Here is a 21,740-nt window from a genome sequence, read left to right on the forward strand (position 1 = left end):
GGACTTTTTTTCTACACAAAAATAGGCTCCATAATATCTATAGGGGATTTACCCACTACAAATATTATAGAGCCTTTTATGTTAGTATGGTAGTATGATAAGGAATAAAAAACAAGATTATGTACTGGCCTACAAGCAACCAGCGTCAATGACATATAAGGGTTGGGAAGAAGAGGCCTTACCGATAGGCAATGGTTCTTTAGGGGCAAAAGTATTTGGGCTTATTGGAGCTGAGCGGATTCAATTCAATGAAAAGAGCCTTTGGTCTGGTGGACCTCAACCAGATAGTTCCGACTATCAGGGTGGAAATCTTCAGGATCAGTATGTTTTTTTAGCTGAGATTCGGCAAGCTTTGGAGAAGAGAGACTACAATACTGCTAAGGAACTGGCTGAACAGCACTTGGTCGGGCCCAAAACGAGTCAATATGGAACCTATCTGTCCTTTGGGGATATTCACATTGATTTTAGCAATCAAGGCAAGACTTTGTCTCAGGTGACGGATTACCAGAGACTTCTTAATATCAGTAAGGCACTTGCGACGACTTCTTATGTCTATAAGGGAACGAGATTTGAACGTGAAACTTTTGCCAGTTTTCCAGATGATCTCTTGGTTCAGCGCTTTACTAAGGAAGGGGCGGAAACTCTAGATTTTACTATAGAACTGTCGCTGACCCGCGATTTGGCTTCTGATGGAAAGTATGAGCAGGAAAAATCTGATTACAAGGAATGTAAGTTGGATATTACTGATTCTCATATCTTGATGAAGGGAAGAGTTAAGGACAATGACCTGCGGTTTGCTAGTTATCTAGCTTGGGAAACGGATGGAGACATTAGAGTCTGGTCAGATCAGGTTCAGATATCAGGAGCCAGTTATGCTAATCTCTTCTTAGCAGCTAAGACAGATTTTGCCCAAAATCCTGCTAGCAATTATCGCAAGAAACTAGATTTAGAGCAACAGGTAAAAGACTTGGTGGAGACAGCTAAAGAAAAGGGCTATGCCCAATTGAAATCAAGGCATATTGAGGACTACCAAGCCTTATTCCAGCGTGTTCAATTGGATTTGGGAGCTGAAGTTGAAGCATCCACTACAGATGATTTGCTAAAAAATTATAAGCCACAAGAAGGACAGGCTTTGGAGGAGTTGTTCTTCCAGTATGGACGGTATTTATTGCTTAGTTCTTCTAGAGATTGCCCAGATGCCCTACCAGCTAACTTACAGGGAGTCTGGAATGCGGTCGACAATCCTCCTTGGAATTCGGACTATCACTTGAATATCAACTTGCAGATGAATTATTGGCCAGCCTATGTTACTAATCTTCTAGAGACGGCCTTTCCGGTCATCAACTATATCGATGATTTGCGAGTCTATGGTCGCCTAGCAGCTGCAAGGTATGCAGGAATCGTCTCTCAGGAAGGGGAGGAGAATGGTTGGTTGGTTCATACTCAAGCGACTCCCTTTGGTTGGACGGCACCTGGTTGGGATTACTATTGGGGTTGGTCACCAGCCGCCAATGCGTGGATGATGCAAACCGTTTATGAAGCCTATTCATTTTACAGGGATCCAGACTATCTCAGGGAGAAAATTTATCCCATGTTGAGGGAAACGGTTCGTTTTTGGAATGCTTTTTTACATGAGGATCAGCAGGCGCAGCGTTGGGTTTCTTCTCCATCTTACTCACCAGAACATGGGCCGATTTCGATTGGCAATACCTATGACCAATCTCTGATTTGGCAATTATTCCATGATTTTATTCAGGCTGCTCAAGAATTGGGGCTGTATGAGGACTTGTTGATTGAAGTCAAGGAGAAGTTTGACCTGCTTAATCCTTTGCAAATCACTAAATCTGGTCGAATCAGGGAGTGGTATGAAGAGGAAGAGCAGCATTTTCAAAATGAGAAAGTGGAGCTCCATCATCGGCACGCTTCCCATTTGGTGGGACTCTATCCTGGCAATCTCTTTAGCTATATAGGGCAAGAGTATCTTGATGCGGCGCGTGCTAGTCTCAATGATCGTGGAGATGGCGGGACAGGTTGGTCCAAGGCTAATAAGATCAATCTTTGGGCGCGTCTAGGAGATGGCAATCGAGCCCATAAATTATTAGCAGAGCAGTTAAAGTCATCCACCTTGCCAAATCTTTGGTGTAGCCACCCTCCTTTTCAGATAGATGGTAATTTTGGTGCTACGAGTGGCATGGCAGAAATGTTGCTCCAGTCTCATACAGCTTATCTGATGCCCCTAGCTGCCCTACCTGATGCATGGTCATCAGGTTCCGTTTCAGGCTTAATGGCACGTGGACATTTTGAAGTTAGTATGCGCTGGGAGGATAAAAAACTCTTACAGATGACCATTTTATCAAGAAGTGGAGGAGATTTGCGAGTTTCTTATCCAGGTATTGAAAAAAGTGTGATTGAAGTCAATCAAGAAAAAGCAGAAGTGAAATGCATGGGGAAAGATTGTATTTCAGTGGAGACTGCAGAAGGCGATATGGTTCAATTCTATTTTTAAGAAGAGGATAGAAGGCAGTGGTTTGAGACTGACTTTTTTGAAGGATTTGAGAATGTAATACTCTTCGAAAATCAAATTCAAACCACGTCAGCTTCGCCTTGCCGTACTCAAGTACAGCCTGCGGCTAGCTTCCTAGTTTGCTCTTTGATTTTCATTGAGTATGAGCAGTTTCCAACTAGTTGAAAAAGCGTTATAATGGTAGTAGGAAGTAATTTGTTTGAGAGAGGGTGGGTCTGATGGCTTATATTGAGATGAAACACTGTTACAAGCGTTATCAGATTGGGGACACGGAGATTGTGGCCAATCGTGATGTGAATTTTGAAATTGAAAAAGGGGAGCTGGTGATTATCCTTGGTGCGTCAGGTGCTGGTAAGTCAACAGTTCTTAACCTTCTTGGAGGCATGGATACTAATGATGAAGGGGAAATCTGGATTGATGGTGTCAATATTGCAGACTATAGTTCCCACCAGCGCACCAATTACCGTAGAAATGATGTCGGTTTTGTTTTTCAGTTTTATAATCTAGTCTCCAATCTAACCGCTAAGGAAAATGTGGAACTGGCTTCTGAAATCGTGACAGATGCCTTGGATCCTGAGCAGGTCTTGACAGATGTAGGTCTGGCTCATCGTCTCAATAATTTCCCAGCTCAGCTGTCTGGAGGGGAGCAACAGCGAGTCTCTATTGCACGCGCGGTAGCCAAAAATCCTAAAATTCTCCTTTGCGATGAACCGACTGGTGCCTTGGATTATCAGACGGGCAAGCAAGTCTTGAAAATTCTCCAAGATATGTCTCGTCAAAAGGGAACGACGGTGATCATCGTGACTCATAATGGAGCTTTGGCGCCCATTGCTGATCGTGTGATTCATATGCACGATGCCGGTGTCAAGGATGTGGTGATCAACCAGCATCCTCAGGATATTGACAGTTTGGAGTATTAGCATGATCAAGCGAAAAACTTATTGGAAGGACTTGATTCAGTCCTTCAGCGGCTCCAAGGGGCGTTTTTTATCCATCTTGACCTTGATGATGTTGGGATCTCTAGCCCTAGTAGGCCTCAAAGTAACCAGTCCCAACATGGAGGCAACTGCTAATGCTTATTTAAGAACTGCTCAAACCTTGGATTTGGCAGTCATGTCTAATTATGGTTTGGATCAAACAGATCAAGAAGAACTAGAACTGATAGAGGGCGCAGAGGTTGAGTTTGGCTATTTGACAGATGTGACTATGGAAAATGCGCAGGATGCCATTCGGCTATATTCCAAACCAGAGCGAATTTCAACCTTTCAGTTAAGAGAGGGGCGACTTCCGCAGTCAGACCAGGAAATTGCTTTGGCCAGTCATTTGCAGGGTCAATACAGTGTAGGACAGGAGATTAGTTTTAAAGAAAAAGAAGGCGGTCATTCCTCTTTAAAAGACAATACTTTTACCATTACTGGTTTTGTGGATTCGGCTGAAATCCTCTCTCAGCGAGATATGGGATACGCAGGAAGTGGAAGTGGGACTCTGACAGCCTACGGGGTGATTTTACCTAGCCAGTTTGATCAAAAAGTCTATAATATAGCACGCTTGAAATATCAAGATTTAGCAGGCTTAAATGCTTTTTCATCAGCTTATGAAGAAAAATCCAAGAAACATCAGGAAGAACTTGAACAAGCTCTATCAGATAATGGTAAGGCACGTCTGCAAGTCTTGAAAAAAGAAGGACAAGAGTCTCTCGATAAGGGACAAGAGACCCTTGATAAGGCTCAGACTAATTTGCAGGAAGGCAAGCGTCGTTTAGCAGCTGCTCAAGCTCGTTTACAGGCTCAGGAAAGTCAACTAGCCTTGCTTCCTCAAGCCCAGAGAGAGCAAGCTAGTTCTCAACTTACCCAAGCTAAGCAGGAATTGGGCAAGGAAGAGGATAAACTAAAGCAGGCTGAACAGAATCTAGCTCAAGAAAAGGAAAAATTAGAAAAACATCAGCAAGTATTGGATGATTTGGCTGAGCCCAAGTATCAAGTCTATAATCGTCAGACCATGCCTGGCGGTCAGGGCTACCTCATGTACAGCAATGCTTCAGCCAGTATTCGGGCAGTGGGCAATATCTTTCCTGTAGTGCTTTATGCCGTAGCAGCTATGGTGACCTTTACAACCATGACTCGTTTTGTGGATGAAGAGCGAACTCATGCAGGGATTTTTAAGGCCTTGGGCTATCGTAGTAAGGATATTATCGTCAAGTTTCTCCTCTACGGTCTAGTAGCTGGGACTGTAGGAACAGCTCTAGGTAGCATACTTGGACATTATTTACTAGCAGGTGTGATTTCAAGTGTCATTACAAAAGGCATGGTGGTGGGAGAAACCCAGATTCAGTTCTATTGGACCTATAGCTTACTGGCTCTTGTCTTGAGTTGGTTGGCGAGTGTGCTACCAGCCTACTTGGTAGCTCGTAGGGAACTTCATGACGAAGCAGCCCAGCTTTTATTGCCTAAACCTCCTGTTAAAGGAGCTGAAATCTTACTAGAGCGCATCGGTTTTATCTGGCGTCGTCTCAGTTTTACCCATAAGGTAACAGCCCGTAATATCTTCCGTTATAAACAGCGGATGTTGATGACGATCTTTGGTGTGGCAGGTTCAGTCGCTCTGCTCTTTGCAGGTTTGGGAATTCAATCCTCTGTAGCAGGAGTTCCGTATAGACAGTTTCAACAAATCCAACAGTATCAAATGATTGTCTCTGAAAATCTTAGTGCGACCAATCAAGACAAGGCAAATCTAGAAGAAGTGTTGAAAGGTCAGGCTATTCAAGCCTACCAGAAAATTTATTCTAAGACGCTAGACAAGGATTTTAAAGGCAAGGCTGGTCTTCAGACTGTTACTCTTATGATGACAGAGAAGGAGGATTTGACTCCCTTTATCCATCTGCAACATCATCAGCAGGAGCTGACATTAAAAGATGGCGTCGTTATTACAGCTAAACTTGCCCAGCTGGCAGGTGTCAAGGTTGGACAAACTCTAGAAATTGAAGGTAAGGAATTAACGGTTGCTGCTATTACTGAGAACTACGTTGGTCACTTTATTTATATGAGTCAGGCTAGCTATGAGCAAATTTACGGCCAGCTACCCCAAGCCAACACTTATCTGGTTTCGCTAAGGGATACCAGTGCAACTAGTATCGAAAGGCAGGCCGGCTTACTTATGAATCAAGCTGCGGTGTCCAGCGTTGTCCAAAATGCTTCAGCCATTCGACTCTTTGACTCCGTCGCTAGCTCACTCAATCAGACCATGACCATCTTGGTCATCGTATCGGTTCTGTTGGCTATCGTTATCCTTTACAATCTAACCAACATTAACGTAGCTGAGAGAATCCGTGAACTCTCCACTATCAAGGTTCTCGGTTTTCATAATAATGAAGTCACTCTCTACATTTACCGTGAGACGATTGTGCTGTCCCTTGTGGGAATCGTACTTGGTTTGGTATCTGGTTTCTATTTACATCAATTTTTGATTCAAATGATTTCGCCTGCTACTATTCTCTTTTATCCGCAGGTAGGCTGGGAAGTCTATGTAATCCCAGTGGCAGCAGTAAGCATCATCTTGACCCTACTTGGTTTCTTTGTCAATCATCATCTGAGAAAGGTTGATATGCTTGAAGCCTTGAAATCCGTAGAGTAAGCTAGTTGTTTTTAGTAGCTTAAACTTATATTTACTCGTAAACAAAAATCCTCCGTTTCAAAGAGTAGGGAACTCTTTGTGACAGAGGATTTTTTCTATAGGGCTTTAGCAGCTACAATTGCGGCTTCGAAGTTTGGTTCAGAGTTGATATTGTCCACGTATTCAACGTAGCGAATGGTATTGTCAGTATCGAGGACAAAGACTGCGCGTGCCAATAGGTGCCACTCATTGATTAAGAGGGCATAATCACGTCCAAAGGAATGGTCAAAATAGTCCGAGAGCATGATGGCATTTTCAATTCCCACAGCACCACACCAACGTTTTTGGGCAAAAGGGAGGTCCATGGAAACAGTCAAGACAACTGTATTATCCAGTCCAGCCAGTTCTTCATTAAAACGACGCGTCTGAGTTGAGCAGATGCCTGTATCGATAGAAGGCACGACACTCAAGACTTTTTTCTTCCCATCAAAATCAGCCAGAGATTTTTTAGAAAGGTCTGTTGTAGTGAGAGAAAAATCAAGTGCCTTGTCGCCGACTTGTAGTTGTTTACCTGTAAAGCTCACAGGATTTCCGAGGAAAGTTACCATAGGATACTCCAATCTTTTTTCTTCCATTTTAGCTAAAACAGTCGGAATTTTCCAATGATTTGACTGGAAATGTGGGTATAGAAAAAACGTCATCTCACATGTGAGAATGACGTTTTTCAGAGGCTTATTTTGCCAATCCTTCAGCAATCTTATCAAGGTTGTATTTCATCATGTTGTAGTAGCTGTCGCCTTCTTTACCTTGTTCTGCGATAGAGTCAGTAAAGATTTGTGCGTAGATTGGGATGTTTGTGTCTTGAGAAACAGTCTTCATTGGACGGTCATCCACACTTGATTCTACAAAGAGTGAAGGAGTTTTTGTTTGGCGAAGTTTTTCAACCAAGGTCTTGATTTGGTCAGGTGTTCCTTCTTCTTCAGTGTTGATTTCCCAGATATAGGCACTTGGGACACCGTAGGCTTTAGAGAAGTATTTGAAGCATCCTTCGCTGGTTACAATGAGTTTTTTCTCAGCAGGGATGTTGTTAAATTTCTCCTTAGCTTCCTTGTCAAGTTTGTCTAGCTTATCAGTATATTCTTTAAGATTTTTTTCGTAGAATTCCTTGTTGCTAGGGTCTTTAGCGCTCAATTGTTTTGCGATATTTTTAGCAAAGATCATACCATTTTCAAGGTTAAGCCAAGCGTGTGGGTCTTCTTTGCCTTTTTCGTTTTGACCTTCAAGGTAGATAACATCAACGCCTTCGCTGACTGCAAAGTAGTCTTTGTTTTCAGTTTTCTTGGCATTTTCTACCAATTTTGTAAACCAAGCATTGCCACCTGTTTCAAGGTTGATACCGTTATAGAAAATCAAATCAGCTTGAGAAGTTTTCTTAACGTCTTCAGGGAGTGGTTCGTATTCGTGTGGGTCTTGACCAACAGGAACGATACTGTGAAGATCAATCTTGTCACCAGCAATATTTTTAGTAATATCAGCGATGATTGAATTTGTAGCAACAACTTTTAGTTTTTGACCAGAAGCTGCATCTTTTTTTCCACTAGTACATGCTACAAGAGCGATGACGGAAAGAAAGAGAACAAGTAATGTACCTAATTTTTTCATTAGATCCTCCAATTTATTGGGGTTTTGCCCCTTATTTTAACAAATGTTTATTTTTCAGTTTCAAATATCGTTGTTTTGGAGCGATAAAGAAGCTAATGAGAAAGAAACTAGCAGCTGTGAGCACGATACTAGAACCTGCCGCAACGTTAAAGCTATAACCGATAAAGAGTCCCAAAACTGAAGCTATCGCTCCAAAGGTTGAGGAAAGGAAAATCATGCTTTTTAGGCTATTAGCATACAGATAAGCAGTTGCAGCTGGGGTAATCAGCATGGCTACAATCAGGATAGTTCCGACACTTTGCATGGCTGTCACAGACACGAGAGTCAAGAGTACCATGAGAAGGTAGTGATAGAAATTGACAGGCATTCCCATGGCTTTAGCCAAGAGTTCATCAAAGGATGTTATCAAGAGTTGCTTGAAGAAAATCCAGATTAACAAGAGAATGGCTGCTCCTACACCCATAGTAATAAACATATCCGTATCTTGGACGGCCAGGATATTACCAAAAAGGATATGGAAAAGGTCAGTTGAACTTTTAGCGACACTAATCAAGATGATACCGAGGGCTAAGAAAGAAGAAAAGGTAATGCCGATGGCGGTATCGCTTTTGATAATCGAGTTCCCCTTGATGTAGGTAATGATGATAGCAGCTAGCAATCCAAAGACAATGGCTCCGATAAAGAAGTCAACGCCCAAGATGAAGGAGAGGGCTACACCTGGTAAGACAGCATGTGAAATGGCATCTCCCATGAGTGACATCCCGCGTAGGATGATGAAACATCCTACAGCTCCAGCTACGACCCCGACGACAATAGCTGTTATCAAGGCATTTTGTAAGAAATGGAATTTTTGCAATCCATCGATAAATTCTGCAATCATAGGTCACCTCCATTGAAAAAGAGTCGATTACCATAAGCTTCTTTGAGATTGGCTTCGGTAAAGGTTTCTTTGGTTGGACCAAAGGCAATCACTTCTCGATTGACAAGCAAGACTTGATCGAAGTAGTGGGCAACCTTGCTGAGGTCGTGGTGGACGATGAGAACCGTCTTCCCAGCTTTTTTCAGATCTCTCAGCGTATTCATGATGATTTCCTCACTAACAGAGTCAATCCCAACAAAGGGTTCATCCAAGAGGATATAGTCGGCTTCCTGCACCAAACATCTGGCAATCAAGACCCGCTGGAACTGACCTCCAGACAGTTGACTGATTTGACGTTCAGCGTAGTCAGCTAGACCGACAATTTCAAGGGCCTCTTGCACTTTCTTCCAATGTTTAGCCTTTAAACTTCGAAAGAGAGGGATAGAGGGAAAGAGTCCTAGCGAGACACATTCCTTGACCTTGATGGGAAAGTTGTAGTCGATATTGATTTTTTGTTCGACATAGGCGATTCGATGTAAGGATTTTTTAACTTCCTTGTCATCGAGAAATGCCTGACCTTGATGTGGGATAATTCCCAGCATCCCTTTTAATAATGTTGATTTCCCAGCACCGTTTGGACCAATAATACCGGTAATTGTTGGTCCATGGAGCACTAGTGAAATATCCTTAAGTGCCAACGTTTCTTTGTAGGAGACACTGAGGTTTTCGATATGTATCATAAACTTGTATTCCTCCTGTCTCTTAATATACCTTAAAAAAAAAATTAAGTCAAGTTAATTTTTAAAAAAATTAAAATAATAACTGAAAAACAATAGAAAATATCAGTTCATTTTTAATTGCATTCCCAAGTAATTTTTGTTAAGCTAAAAGCAAGTACAAATGAAAGCGAGAACAAGATGACACGTTATCAAGATGATTTTTATGATGCAATCAATGGAGAATGGCAGAAGACTGCTGAAATCCCAGCAGATAAGTCTCAAACGGGAGGTTTTGTTGATTTAGACCAGGAAATTGAAAACCTGATGCTAGCGACAACAGACAAGTGGTTGGCAGGAGAAGAAGTGCCTGAGGATTCTATCTTGGAAAATTTTATCAAATACCACCGCCTAGTTCGTGATTTTGATAAGAGAGAAGCTGACGGTATTACACCTGTTTTGCCTCTTCTTAAAGAATTCCAAGAATTGGAGACTTTTGCAGATTTTACAGCTAGACTAGCAGAGTTTGAGCTTGCAGGAAAACCAAACTTCCTTCCTTTTGGTGTATCGCCAGACTTTATGGATGCCAGAATCAATGTTCTGTGGGCTAGTGCTCCAAGAACAATCCTGCCAGATACGACCTACTATGCAGAAGACCATCCTCAGTGCGAAGAGCTCTTGACTCTTTGGAAAGAAAGTAGCGCAGATCTCCTCAAGGCTTATGATTTCTCTGATACAGAAATTGAAGACTTGCTAGAGAAAAGACTAGAATTGGATCGCCGAATTGCGGCAGTAGTGCTTTCTAATGAAGAAAGTTCAGAGTATGCTAAACTCTACCACCCATATGCTTACGAAGATTTCAAGAAATTTGCGCCTGCCCTACCTTTGGATGACTTCTTCCAAGCCGTTCTTGGACAAGTGCCAGACAAGGTTATCGTAGACGAGGAACGTTTCTGGCAAGCAGCAGAGCAATTCTACAGTGAAGAAGCTTGGCCTCTCCTCAAGGCAACCTTAATTTTAAGTGTTGTGAATCTCTCAACCAGCTATTTAACAGAAGAAATCCGTGTCTTGTCAGGTGCCTATAGCCGTGCGCTTTCAGGAGTTCCAGAAGCCAAAGACAAGGTCAAGGCAGCCTACCAGCTAGCACAAGGTCCTTTCAAACAAGCCTTGGGTCTCTGGTATGCCCATGAAAAATTCTCTCCAGAGGCCAAGGCAGATGTAGAGAAAAAAGTGGCAACTATGATTGATGTCTATAAGGAACGTTTGGCTAAAAATGACTGGCTGACTCCAGAAACTCGTGACAAGGCCATCGTTAAACTCAATGTTATCAAACCTTATATCGGTTATCCAGAAGAATTGCCAGAACGCTACAAGGACAAGGTAGTGGATGAAAATGCTAGTCTTTTTGAAAATGCTCTGGCTTTTGCGCGTGTGGAAATCAAACACAGTTGGAGCAAGTGGAACCAGCCTGTAGACTACAAGGAGTGGGGCATGCCTGCTCATATGGTCAATGCCTACTACAATCCACAGAAGAACCTGATTGTCTTCCCAGCAGCTATTTTACAAGCACCTTTCTATGACTTGCATCAGTCATCTTCTGCTAACTACGGTGGTATTGGGGCAGTTATTGCCCATGAAATTTCCCACGCCTTTGATACCAACGGAGCTTCCTTTGATGAAAATGGTAGCCTTAAGGATTGGTGGACAGAGAGTGACTATGCTGCCTTCAAGGAGAAAACACAAAAAGTCATTGACCAATTTGATGGACAAGATTCTTATGGAGCAACCATCAATGGTAAATTGACTGTATCAGAAAACGTAGCTGACTTAGGAGGAATCGCTGCAGCGCTTGAAGCAGCTAAGAGAGAACCAGACTTCTCAGCAGAAGAATTCTTCTACAACTTCGGTCGCATCTGGCGCATGAAAGGTCGTCCAGAATTTATGAAACTTTTGGCTAGCGTCGATGTGCACGCACCAGCCAAACTCCGTGTCAATGTACAAGTACCAAACTTCGATGATTTCTTTACAACCTATGATGTCAAAGAAGGAGACGGTATGTGGCGTTCACCAGAAGACCGCGTGATTATTTGGTAAGGCAAAAAATCTAGTCATCAGAAAAAAGGCATCCAATCAGGTGTGAAAACCTTGACTGGATGCCTTTTGTAATAGAAAGATTTGCTGGATAGTTTACTTGAATTGTGCTATTGATTGTCATCATTTTACTAGAAAAAAGGATTGAAAGTTTTTTCGTGAGCAATAGTAGTAGCTGGACCATGTCCTGGATAGACATCATAGTTTGGTAGGGTGAAGAGTTGGGTCTGGATACTGTGAAGTAGTTGTTCCATACTGCCAGTTGGAAGGTCGGTCCGTCCGATTGTTTCACGGAAAAGAGCATCACCTGTCAAGACTAGGTGAGCATCAGGAAAGACGATAGAAACACCGCCGATAGAGTGACCTGGTGTTGGCAAGACAGTGAAACGAAATTCCTCCAGTTGGTATTCTTCGTGAAAGATAAAGGTGTGTTCAGCCGGTTTTGCGACCACATCTGCCATATCATCGTGGCGAGGGAGACCAGAGAGATTATCGACAGGAGTATAGAGCCAGCTGGCTTCACTCTCTGCGATATAGACAGGAGGATTGTCAAAAGTCTCGCGAACCAAGTCCAGACTCATGATATGGTCATAATGGGCATGGGTCAAGAGAATAGCGCAGATTGGTTTGTTGATCTTCTCTATTGTCTGACGAATAGCTTCCCAATGGCTACCAGGATCGACAACGATGAGGTGCTTTTCACCTTCTAGATAATAGGTATTTTCATAGGCAACAGGATTTACAGTTTTATGGATTTTCATACTAGCTCCAATCTCAAAGAATGTACTAAGATAAGTATAGCACAGTTGGGGAGAATAGGTAAGGATTTAGAATGAACTTAAAAACCAGCATGACTAGATGAAGACAGGCTGGTTATCAATTTATCAATATTGGAGAGGTGTCAATTGCCCTTCATAGGTTGCATAAACTCCGTCATTAGCTTGTTTGATAGATGTGATGTTTAGAGTGCCACCGTAGTTGGCTTCTCGTTTATCGCTATATTCACTATAAGTTATCCTATTGGGCAGGTTCTGGTCGTTAGCATAGTATTGAACGACTGTTTTTTTATAGCCTTGCTGGCTGAATAGGAACAGGCAGCTAACTCCTAACACTAGGAGAGCAAAGATAGAAATAGCAGTTTTTTTCATAGGTGTTCTCCTTATAAACTAAAGGATAAAAGAAAGCATCTTGAGGATTTTAATTCCAAAATCCAGTCAAGGTACCAGTGTATGTGACACGAGTTCCACCGTTTGATCTTCGTACACTATCTATTTCAAGTGTTCCTTTGAAGGTTGAATGGAAACCATCATTATATTCTGAATAGTAGATAGTTGGTGGGATGTAACCATCATCGTTATAGTATTTTGTTACTGTTTTACTATAACTATGAGAATATATACGCTCATAACGAGGACCTTCAAAGTTATTTGTTGTATTGGTTTCAGCAGCATTGATTGGAACGGCAATAGATAGAGCAGTAGCTCCTAATAGTGTTAGTACAATTTTTTTCATAGGATACTCCTTTGTAAAATGACGTCATTCAAATATATTTACTTGAATGAAAAAGTGATAAGCATAGGGAGTTAAATTATATTTAGATTACAATATGGTTTCCGTTGGTCTATCTCTCCTTCTATCACCTAAATAGAAAATCTAACTGTATAACATATTATAAAAAAACATTTCAGAATTGTCAAGCAATTCTGAATTATTTTTTCCTAGATAGGTATAGCACAGTTGGGGAGAATAAGCTGAAAAAGGAAATAGGTCTAGCAAGAAGAACACAATTTGGATAAGAAAAATAAGCCCCGAATGAATTCGAGACTTAAACTGCTTTAATTGCCAGCGTAATATTTCTGGATTCCCTTGACAATCCCTTCAACCAGTTTATCTTGGTATTCACTACTGCGGATTTTTTTGTTTTCTTCTGGATTATCCATATATCCCATCTCTAGCAAAACAGCTGGTTTAGCTGTTTCACGTAGAACAGCAAAGGTAGCTTGCAAAAGTCCAGCATCTCTGGCTCCAGTTTCAGCTAGCAGTGAAGAATGAATATCAGCTGCGAGACGATTACTTTCACCCATCCGTTCAGGATTGTTGTGCCATTCCTTGTTAATCTTGCTAGGGAAACCAGGTTCATCCTTGTAAGAATAGGTCTGGATACCAAGATTAACGGTTGTATCATTCCCTTTTGCATTGAAATGAAGGCTGATGAAAAAGTCAGCATTGGTCTTATTAACCATGCGAGAACGTTCAGTAATAAAATCAACGTCTATGTCACTATCTCGAGAAGTTAGAACGGTATAGCCTAGTCCTTCTAGTCGTTTACGTAGCTTACGATAAACTTGTAGGTTCAATTCTTTCTCAGCTATGCCATAGTAATAAGCACCGCGATCCTTACCACCGTGACCTGGATCGAGAAAGATAGTTTTAGAGTAATGTCCTTTTTGAAAACCTTGTGCTACTTCACGAACCCATTTTCCATTCCCTAGGAAGAGCTGGTTTTTACCATCCACAGCATAGGTACCTGTAACATAGACACCATCGTCCTTAAGATAGTACCAAGCTTGATAGTCTGAGTCATAAATCCATTCCTTATGGGCCATGTAGCCACCAGATTTAAGATAGTAGGAACCAATCCATTGTTTTTGAGCATAGCGTCCGCCAGATTTGAGGTAAAACCAACTAGAGTAGCCTTGGTCGTAGACCCATTCCTTATCTGCCATAGCTCCGCTGGATTTGAGGTAGTAATCGCCTTTCCAGACATTGGCCAACATTCTACCGTAGCCATCAAAAGCATACCACTTGCCATTGATTTGGCTCCATTGGTTGGATAAATATTTACCTGAACCATTGATATAGTACCAATTATTTCCCATTTGGTACCAAGTGTTTTCAAGCAAGTAGCCATGACTATCAAAGAAATAACCATCATAGAGAGTATCTATAAATTTGACCCCAGTTTGACTGTAAAACGTCCACTTGTTCCCCTCTTTTACCCAGCCAGTTTGTATAGGTTGATTAGGTTTGGTTTCCGTAGAAAGAGAAGGTTTGCTTTCTTGCTCACTTGAACTAGCTGTACTTGTCGAAGTTTCTGTACTAGCTTGAGAATTGCTGGCAGAAGTAGTTGTAGAACTACTAATATGGTTACTAATAGAATGACTCGTATCATCAGCCGAAACGACTTGACTGGATAAGCCAAGAACAGCCAAAGCTAAAAGTGTCAGTCCTTTGTGTGATTTCATATGAGATACCTTTCTAGAGAGATGAAAATTCAGTAATTATCGTAAAAAAAACTGTTCATATTACCATTATACACTAAAAAAGTTAGAAAATTACCAAAATATCAAATCTTTTCTTATTGAAAAAGAAGAAAGTATTTTCATTTTACTAACTTTTAACGCAGACAATATCAAAACAAAGTTAGATGAAGAACTATATAAATTTGTTGTTTTAGTGTGAATATTATTTTATCCTCCTTCCCAACAAACTGAATAAGCTTTAGAATCCTCTTTTTCTAGTTTTCATATTCTTAAAAAAGTGATAAAATGGTAGGAAGAATTGGAGAGTAGAGATGCCAAAAGAAGTGAATTTAACAGGCGAAGAAGTTGTCGCCTTAACCAAAGAATATTTAACGGAAGAGGATGTCCATTTTGTCCATAAGGCCTTGGTCTATGCGGTGGAATGCCACAGTGGCCAGTATCGGAAATCTGGCGAACCCTACATTATTCACCCTATTCAAGTGGCAGGTATTTTAGCCAAACTCAAGCTGGATGCCGTAACGGTAGCTTGTGGTTTCTTGCATGATGTGGTGGAAGATACTGATGCGACCTTGGATGATTTGGAAAGAGAGTTTGGTCCTGATGTGCGCGTAATCGTTGATGGGGTTACCAAGCTCGGTAAGGTTAAGTATAAATCTCATGAAGAACAGTTAGCTGAAAATCATCGCAAGATGCTCATGGCCATGTCTGAGGATATCCGAGTAATTTTGGTCAAACTGTCGGACCGCTTGCACAATATGCGGACTCTGAAACACCTTCGAAAAGACAAGCAGGAGCGCATTTCCAAAGAAACTATGGAAATCTATGCCCCACTTGCCCACCGTTTGGGGATTTCCAGTGTCAAATGGGAATTGGAAGACTTATCTTTCCGTTATCTCAATCCTACGGAGTTTTATAAGATTACCCATATGATGAAGGAAAAGCGCAGAGAGCGTGAAGCCTTGGTGGATGAGGTGGTCACAAAATTAGAAGACTATACGACAGATCGTCACTTAAAAGGGAAGATTTATGGTCGTCCCAAACATATTTACTCGATTTTCCGCAAAATGCAGGATAAGAGAAAACGTTTTGAGGAAATCTATGACCTGATTGCCATTCGTTGTATTTTGGATACCCAAAGTGATGTTTATGCCATGCTTGGTTATGTACATGAACTTTGGAAACCAATGCCAGGTCGCTTTAAAGACTATATCGCTAACCGCAAAGCCAATGGTTACCAGTCTATCCATACGACTGTTTATGGGCCAAAAGGGCCGATTGAGTTCCAGATTCGAACTAAAGCCATGCACGAGGTGGCTGAGTATGGGGTTGCGGCCCACTGGGCTTATAAGAAAGGTATTAAGGGGCAGGTTAACAGCAAGGAATCAGCTATTGGGATGAACTGGATTAAGGAGATGATGGAGCTCCAAGACCAGGCTGATGATGCCAAGGAATTTGTTGATTCTGTTAAGGAAAACTATCTGGCTGAGGAGATTTACGTCTTTACCCCAGATGGAGCTGTTCGTTCCCTTCCAAAAGATTCAGGACCGATTGACTTTGCTTATGAAATCCATACCAAAGTCGGTGAAAAAGCGACGGGTGCTAAGGTCAATGGCCGTATGGTTCCTTTGACAACCAAACTCAAGACCGGGGATCAGGTTGAAATTGTCACCAACCCGAACTCTTTTGGACCGAGCCGTGATTGGCTCAATATGGTCAAGACCAGCAAGGCGCGTAACAAGATTCGTCAGTTCTTTAAAAACCAAGATAAGGAATTGTCAGTCAACAAGGGTCGTGAAATGTTGATGACCCAGTTCCAAGAAAATGGCTATGTGGCCAATAAATTCATGGACAAGCGTCATATGGACCAAGTTCTGCAAAAGACCAGCTACAAGACAGAAGAATCTCTCTTTGCGGCCATTGGTTTTGGAGAAATCGGTGCTATTACTGTCTTTAACCGTCTGACTGAAAAGGAACGCCGTGAAGAAGAGCGTGCCAAGGCCAAGGCTGAAGCAGAGGAACTTGTCAAAGGTGGCGAGATCAAGGTTGAAAATAAAGAAACCCTCAAAGTCAAGCATGAGGGTGGTGTGGTCATTGAAGGTGCCTCAGGACTCCTAGTGCGGATTGCCAAGTGTTGTAATCCAGTTCCTGGTGATGATATTGTTGGCTATATTACCAAGGGTCGTGGTGTAGCTATTCACCGTGTGGACTGTATGAACCTGCGTGCCCAAGAAAACTACGAGCAACGTCTCCTTGATGTGGAATGGGAAGACCAGTACTCTAGTTCGAATAAGGAGTATATGGCTCATATCGATATTTATGGACTCAACCGCACAGGACTGTTGAACGATGTACTACAAGTTCTTTCAAACACAACCAAGAATATCTCAACAGTAAACGCCCAACCAACCAAGGATATGAAGTTTGCTAATATCCATGTATCCTTTGGCATTGCCAACCTCTCGACGCTAACTACGGTTGTGGACAAGATTAAGAGCGTGCCAGAAGTTTATTCTGTCAAACGAACCAACGGCTAATTGTCCTAGTTCTTACTAGAAAGGCTATTATGAAAATCATTATCCAACGGGTTAAAAAAGCCCAAGTGAGTATTGAAGGTCAGATTCATGGGAAAATCAATCAGGGGCTTTTATTGCTGGTTGGTGTTGGACCAGAGGACCAAGAGGAAGATTTGGACTATGCTGTGAGAAAGCTTGTCAATATGCGGCTTTTTTCAGATGCAGAAGGCAAGATGAACCTGTCTGTCAAAGATATTGAGGGAGAAATCCTCTCTATTTCTCAGTTTACTCTCTTTGCGGATACTAAGAAGGGCAATCGTCCAGCCTTTACAGGCGCAGCCAAGCCTGATATGGCATCAGACTTCTATGACGCTTTCAATCAAAAATTAGCGCAGGAAGTGCCCGTTCAGACAGGTATCTTTGGTGCGGACATGCAGGTTGAGCTGGTTAATGATGGACCAGTTACCATTATTCTTGATACTAAAAATAGATAAGAAAGACCAAGCCCGGCCGGCTTGGTTTTTCTCATCTATCATAAAATACTCCAAAATGAAATCTGTTCCTGATAGGCCTTGGGGAAGTCTCTTTTCAAACTTTGGCTTATGTGATAGGAAGGGATGAGGTGTCCTAGGATTAGGAGAGTTCCCTGGAGGAAAAGTGGGATACCACTTAAACATATCAAGGAGAGAATCATCAGGCTATCCCATAGGAGGATTTGTAATGCAAAGCGCCAGAATCTCGGTCTAATCTGAGAATAGAGTTGACTAAAGTGGTCACAAAGTTGGTTGGAAAGATAGGTCAATAGCACAGGATGAAAGAAAATGAGCCAACCGCTATAAATCAAAATCCAATCCCAAGTAAGTCTCTCTTTAAATGTCAAAAATGCCAGCATGATTCCATCAATGACAAGGAGTTGAATGGTTTTGATGAAGATGATTTTTTTCATGCTAAAACCTCCTTTTCTTTAGAGGCACTCCCATAAAGTGATGTGTTTGTTGTAAAAATCTGAATAGTTGTCTCTTAGGTAGTTAGTCGTCGTATAATAAAAAGTAGAATGGCAAGCAGTGACAATTGGCATAAGAGAGGGAGAACGCTGAGAACTAGTGAAGGCTAAAAGGATAAAAAATAGAAAATCAATGGTGAGAACTCCTAAATAATAGAAGCGAATCTTTTTATTGATTTGAGGATAAATCTCAGCGAATTGATGTTTGAGTCGGAAAACCAAGCGAAATAGCAGGAGTCCCTGAGCAAGGAGGAAAATAAAACCAGAGAGCAAGAGCCATTCTAAAGCTGTCTCGGGTCTAGTGGTAAAAAATGCAAATAGTAGCAAATCGATAACTGCAATTGCTGTAAAATGGATTCTAAAGAGATTTTTCATAAGATGACCTCCCTCTTTTATCTATCTTCATTCTACTCCAAAAGAATAGAAGTTACAACTAAAATGATAAAAATAGCAGAAGGGAGATTCTCTTAAGTTGGCTAGTATTCTTTATTTGAGTTTTGTTCTATTATCTAACTTCTTCATCATTCCAGACAAATAAAGCTCCGATTGCATTGAGGATATAAAAGATGTATTTACCGATATTGGCGAAGTTTCCTTGAATACCAGCTTTTGTCAGCTGAACGAAATTGTAAATCAACCAAAAGCCCCACTGAGTTGTTAGTTTCAATGCGTTCAAAGCATTTGCAATGAGGGACAGTGCAAAGGCAATAGTTGTTACGTAGGCAAGGAGATTCATCTTGCCCCCATAGCCGATATAGTTTGTCACAAAGGCAAAGAGGAAGGCGATGATGGAAATAATGATGGCCGCCAATTTTAGCTGTTTTTGGCTCATTTGGTTGGGTCTGCCTTCTTGCGAAGCTTCCCATTTCTTAATAGCAAAGGTATAAATGAGGAAGGTGACGGGATAGGTGATAATAGCCGCCTTATTTCCAAGGATATAATCAATAGCACCGGACAAAATGGTATTAACAATACCAAAGTAATTTCCCCATTTGCTTAATTTCCCCGTGAAACGAGTGGACAACATGGAAATCCCAACGTTGGTTACGGAAATCAATCCAAAGGGTACAAGAGCTGTCCATGGTCCCCAGTCTACGAATTTATCGAGGCGGGAGTTGAGGTAACCAGATGCAATCGCAATCCCAACGACTAAAGCAACCCCAAAGAGGTCAAACCATTTAGATGTAGCAAAAATTTTTAGTGATTTTTTCATAGTTTAAACTATCTTTCTTTTTTTTACAAATATTCTACAATTAAATGAAAGCAAAATCAAATGATAGAAATAAAACCCTGAAAATAAAACTTTCAGGGTTGGTTGGGGGACTTGAGAAATTAGTTGATTTTCTCGACATAGAGTTGTTTTGCAATGTCCATATTCACTTGTAAATCCTCGTCTTTACTAAGGATAGTAAAGGTGTTACTGAAGCCATCAAACTGCTTGACTTGGAGCGGATCACCGATGCGAAGTGAGTGCTTATCCAGATAATGGAGAATGTCAAAACTATCGTGCACCCGAGTCAGGCGGTAGGCGCCAGCTTCCTTGATATCAGCTAGTGGCAGGTTATTGATTTCAACTAAGAGTTCTCCCTTGACAGGAATAGTTCCTCCATGAGGACAGGTCTTGGGAAATCCTAGCAATTTATCCAGTCTTTCCACGAACAGGTCAGAGACAGTATGTTCCAAGACCTCAGCTTCCTCGTGAATCTGGTCACTTGTATAGTCTAAATGATGGACTAGAAAAACTTCAATCAAGCGATGCTTACGATAGAGCTCAGAGACCAATTTGAGGCCGAGGTCAGTCAGTAGATAGCCACATTCCTTGTCCTTAAGGATGAGGTTTTCGCTCTTCATCCGTTTAATCATTTCAGTTACGGCAGGGGGAGAGACTTGCATGCGAGCCGCAATTTCCTTATTGGTGATTTTATGCAAATCTATGCCAATTTCATAAATACATTTTAGATAGTCTTCTTTATTCGGGGTCATTCGCTTCCTCTTGTCTAATATCTATATCTAGTATATCAAAAAAAGCTAGATTTCTCTAGCTGTGACTTTTTATGTTATACTTATTGCAAGAGAAAAAACGAGGAGATGGATATGACGAAAATAGCTCTTCTTTCAGATATTCATGGTAATACCACTGCTTTAGAGGCAGTTTTAGCAGATGCGCGGCAGCTAGGAGTGGATGAATACTGGCTTTTGGGAGACATTCTCATGCCAGGGACAGGGCGTAGAAGGATTTTGGATTTGTTGGCTCAACTACCGATTACGGCTAGAGTTTTGGGAAACTGGGAAGACAGTCTTTGGCATGGTGTCCGCAAGGAATTGGATAGTACTCGTCCCAGTCAACGCTATCTCTTGCGCCAGTGCCAGTATGTTTTAGAGGAAATTTCCCTAGAAGAAATTGAACTGCTCCACAATCAACCACTCCAGATTCATCGTCAGTTTGGTGATTTGACGGTGGGAATTAGCCATCATCTTCCTGATAAGAACTGGGGGAGAGAGTTGATTCATACTGGAGCGCAAGAGGATTTTGACCGCTTGGTGACCAATCCGCCTTGTGATATTGCTGTTTATGGTCATATTCACCAGCAGTTGCTTCGTTACGGGACTGGTGGGCAATTGATTGTTAATCCGGGTTCAATTGGCCAGCCTTTCTTTCTAGATACCCAGTTGCGGAAGGACTTGCGAGCCCAGTATATGATTTTAGAGTTTGATGACAAGGGCTTGGTAGATATGGACTTCCGACGGGTGGACTACGATGTGGCAGCTGAATTGCAGTTGGCTAAAGACCTCAAACTTCCCTATTTTGAGGTTTATTATGAAAGTATAGTCAATGGTATCCATCATACTCATCATCAGGAATTTCTGAGAGAATTGGCCCAGAAAGAGGGCTATGATAGGGAATTAGATGCTTGGTTGAAAAGTGGTAATAATTGACATTACAACCAAAAAGGGTATAATAAAAGAAAGAGAAGAGTAGAGGTAGGCTAGCCTCGTAAAAAGGAGAAGAGTATGCAAATTCCAAGTAGATTTACCATTGCGACTCATATGCTGATAATCATTGCCCTCAAGGGGAAGGAAAGCAAGGTGACCAGTGATTTTCTGGCTGCTAGTGTCGGGGTCAATCCTGTCATTATCAGAAAGACCTTGTCCCAGTTGAAGAAGGCAGAGTTGATTTCAGTAGCGCGCGGAACAGGGGGAACAGAGATTGTTAAGGATCTCAAAGACATTAGTCTATTAGATGTTTATCAAGCGGTTGAGTGTCTTGGAAAGACTGGTCAACTCTTCAGTTTTCATGACAACCCGAATCCAAATTGCCCAGTTGGAGCTCATATTCATGATGTTTTGGATCAAAAATTGGAGAGAATCCAGCTGGCTATGGAGGCTGAACTCGGTCAGACCAGTTTAGAACAAGTCGTGACCGATGCAGAGAGTCAGATGAAGGATTGAGAGGGATAGATGCCCTCTTTTTATCTATGTAAAATTGTGATAAAATAGAA

Annotated in this window: 20 protein-coding genes; 8 read left to right on the forward strand and 12 right to left on the reverse strand. The window is 41.7% G+C overall.

What is annotated here, in order from left to right; translation table 11 throughout:
• Nucleotides 1–94 precede the first annotated feature (94 nt).
• The 3 genes from QP439_RS04365 to QP439_RS04375 all read left to right on the forward strand — a co-directional run bounded on the left by QP439_RS04365 (nt 95) and on the right by QP439_RS04375 (nt 6,154).
• On the forward strand, nt 95–2,506 hold the full coding sequence (locus QP439_RS04365) for a glycoside hydrolase family 95 protein (RefSeq protein ID WP_285387905.1): 2,412 nt from the start codon (nt 95–97) through the stop codon (nt 2,504–2,506).
• Between the two features lie 236 nt (nt 2,507–2,742).
• Nucleotides 2,743–3,444 (forward strand): ABC transporter ATP-binding protein, encoded by a 702-nt coding sequence (locus tag QP439_RS04370; RefSeq protein ID WP_223340191.1) that lies wholly within the window; start codon nt 2,743–2,745, stop codon nt 3,442–3,444.
• Between the two features lies 1 nt (nt 3,445).
• Complete coding sequence (locus QP439_RS04375) at nt 3,446–6,154, forward strand: FtsX-like permease family protein (protein ID WP_285387909.1); 2,709 nt, start codon at nt 3,446–3,448, stop codon at nt 6,152–6,154.
• Between the two features lie 95 nt (nt 6,155–6,249).
• Here the strand turns inward: QP439_RS04375 and tpx are convergent, their stop codons facing one another.
• The 4 genes from tpx to QP439_RS04395 all read right to left on the reverse strand — a co-directional run bounded on the left by tpx (nt 6,250) and on the right by QP439_RS04395 (nt 9,394).
• Nucleotides 6,250–6,741 carry a thiol peroxidase gene (gene tpx, locus QP439_RS04380; RefSeq protein WP_285387911.1) on the reverse strand — a complete coding sequence of 164 codons (492 nt, stop codon included), beginning with the start codon at nt 6,739–6,741 and terminating at the stop codon, nt 6,250–6,252.
• 124 nt (nt 6,742–6,865) lie between these two features.
• The gene (gene psaA / locus QP439_RS04385; RefSeq protein WP_045611179.1) at nt 6,866–7,795 is read right to left on the reverse strand and encodes a metal ABC transporter substrate-binding lipoprotein/adhesin PsaA; all 930 of its coding nucleotides are present in this window, start codon (nt 7,793–7,795) and stop codon (nt 6,866–6,868) included.
• A gap of 31 nt (nt 7,796–7,826) precedes the next feature.
• The gene (locus tag QP439_RS04390) at nt 7,827–8,675 is read right to left on the reverse strand and encodes a metal ABC transporter permease (RefSeq protein WP_094753186.1); all 849 of its coding nucleotides are present in this window, start codon (nt 8,673–8,675) and stop codon (nt 7,827–7,829) included.
• Nucleotides 8,672–9,394: a metal ABC transporter ATP-binding protein gene (locus QP439_RS04395; RefSeq protein ID WP_285387917.1), complete on the reverse strand. Its 723-nt coding sequence runs from the start codon at nt 9,392–9,394 to the stop codon at nt 8,672–8,674. Before QP439_RS04395 ends, QP439_RS04390 begins: the two co-directional genes overlap by 4 nt.
• 177 nt (nt 9,395–9,571) lie before the next feature.
• On the opposite strand from QP439_RS04395, the gene pepO reads away from it, so the two are divergent.
• Complete coding sequence (pepO, locus tag QP439_RS04400) at nt 9,572–11,464, forward strand: endopeptidase PepO (RefSeq protein WP_285387919.1); 1,893 nt, start codon at nt 9,572–9,574, stop codon at nt 11,462–11,464.
• Between the two features lie 128 nt (nt 11,465–11,592).
• Here the strand turns inward: pepO and QP439_RS04405 are convergent, their stop codons facing one another.
• The 4 genes from QP439_RS04405 to QP439_RS04420 form a co-directional block, all read right to left on the reverse strand.
• Nucleotides 11,593–12,222: an MBL fold metallo-hydrolase gene (locus QP439_RS04405; protein WP_237447019.1), complete on the reverse strand. Its 630-nt coding sequence runs from the start codon at nt 12,220–12,222 to the stop codon at nt 11,593–11,595.
• Between the two features lie 123 nt (nt 12,223–12,345).
• On the reverse strand, nt 12,346–12,573 hold the full coding sequence (locus QP439_RS04410) for a hypothetical protein (RefSeq protein ID WP_308300788.1): 228 nt from the start codon (nt 12,571–12,573) through the stop codon (nt 12,346–12,348).
• Between the two features lie 85 nt (nt 12,574–12,658).
• Entirely contained in the window at nt 12,659–12,973 is a 315-nt protein-coding gene (locus tag QP439_RS04415) for a hypothetical protein (RefSeq protein WP_101782547.1), read from the reverse strand.
• A gap of 323 nt (nt 12,974–13,296) precedes the next feature.
• Complete coding sequence (locus tag QP439_RS04420; protein WP_285387924.1) at nt 13,297–14,706, reverse strand: N-acetylmuramoyl-L-alanine amidase; 1,410 nt, start codon at nt 14,704–14,706, stop codon at nt 13,297–13,299.
• 329 nt (nt 14,707–15,035) lie between these two features.
• Here QP439_RS04420 and QP439_RS04425 point away from each other — a divergent pair, with 329 nt between their 5' ends.
• Entirely contained in the window at nt 15,036–17,258 is a 2,223-nt protein-coding gene (locus QP439_RS04425) for a RelA/SpoT family protein (protein WP_285387926.1), read from the forward strand.
• A 29-nt stretch (nt 17,259–17,287) separates the two neighbouring features.
• On the forward strand, nt 17,288–17,731 hold the full coding sequence (dtd, locus tag QP439_RS04430) for a D-aminoacyl-tRNA deacylase (protein WP_285387928.1): 444 nt from the start codon (nt 17,288–17,290) through the stop codon (nt 17,729–17,731).
• A 38-nt stretch (nt 17,732–17,769) separates the two neighbouring features.
• On the opposite strand, the gene QP439_RS04435 is transcribed toward dtd, so the two are convergent.
• From QP439_RS04435 to QP439_RS04450, 4 genes are all read right to left on the reverse strand, one after another.
• A complete protein-coding gene (locus QP439_RS04435; protein ID WP_285387930.1) occupies nt 17,770–18,183 on the reverse strand; it encodes a hypothetical protein in 414 nt (137 codons plus the stop codon).
• 18 nt (nt 18,184–18,201) lie between these two features.
• A complete protein-coding gene (locus QP439_RS04440; protein WP_285387934.1) occupies nt 18,202–18,615 on the reverse strand; it encodes a hypothetical protein in 414 nt (137 codons plus the stop codon).
• A gap of 130 nt (nt 18,616–18,745) precedes the next feature.
• On the reverse strand, nt 18,746–19,453 hold the full coding sequence (locus QP439_RS04445; RefSeq protein WP_194251494.1) for a nicotinamide mononucleotide transporter: 708 nt from the start codon (nt 19,451–19,453) through the stop codon (nt 18,746–18,748).
• A gap of 119 nt (nt 19,454–19,572) precedes the next feature.
• Nucleotides 19,573–20,223, reverse strand: a complete 651-nt coding sequence (locus QP439_RS04450) for a metal-dependent transcriptional regulator (protein ID WP_000188514.1) — start codon at nt 20,221–20,223, stop codon at nt 19,573–19,575.
• 111 nt (nt 20,224–20,334) lie between these two features.
• Between QP439_RS04450 and QP439_RS04455 the strand changes: the two genes are divergently transcribed.
• Nucleotides 20,335–21,177 carry a metallophosphoesterase family protein gene (locus QP439_RS04455; RefSeq protein ID WP_223340187.1) on the forward strand — a complete coding sequence of 281 codons (843 nt, stop codon included), beginning with the start codon at nt 20,335–20,337 and terminating at the stop codon, nt 21,175–21,177.
• Between the two features lie 75 nt (nt 21,178–21,252).
• The gene (locus tag QP439_RS04460) at nt 21,253–21,690 is read left to right on the forward strand and encodes an Rrf2 family transcriptional regulator (RefSeq protein WP_223340186.1); all 438 of its coding nucleotides are present in this window, start codon (nt 21,253–21,255) and stop codon (nt 21,688–21,690) included.
• Nucleotides 21,691–21,740: the final 50 nt, after the last annotated feature.

The sequence above is a fragment of the Streptococcus sp. UMB1203 genome (assembly GCF_030217725.1).
In the GTDB taxonomy this organism is placed as follows: domain Bacteria; phylum Bacillota; class Bacilli; order Lactobacillales; family Streptococcaceae; genus Streptococcus.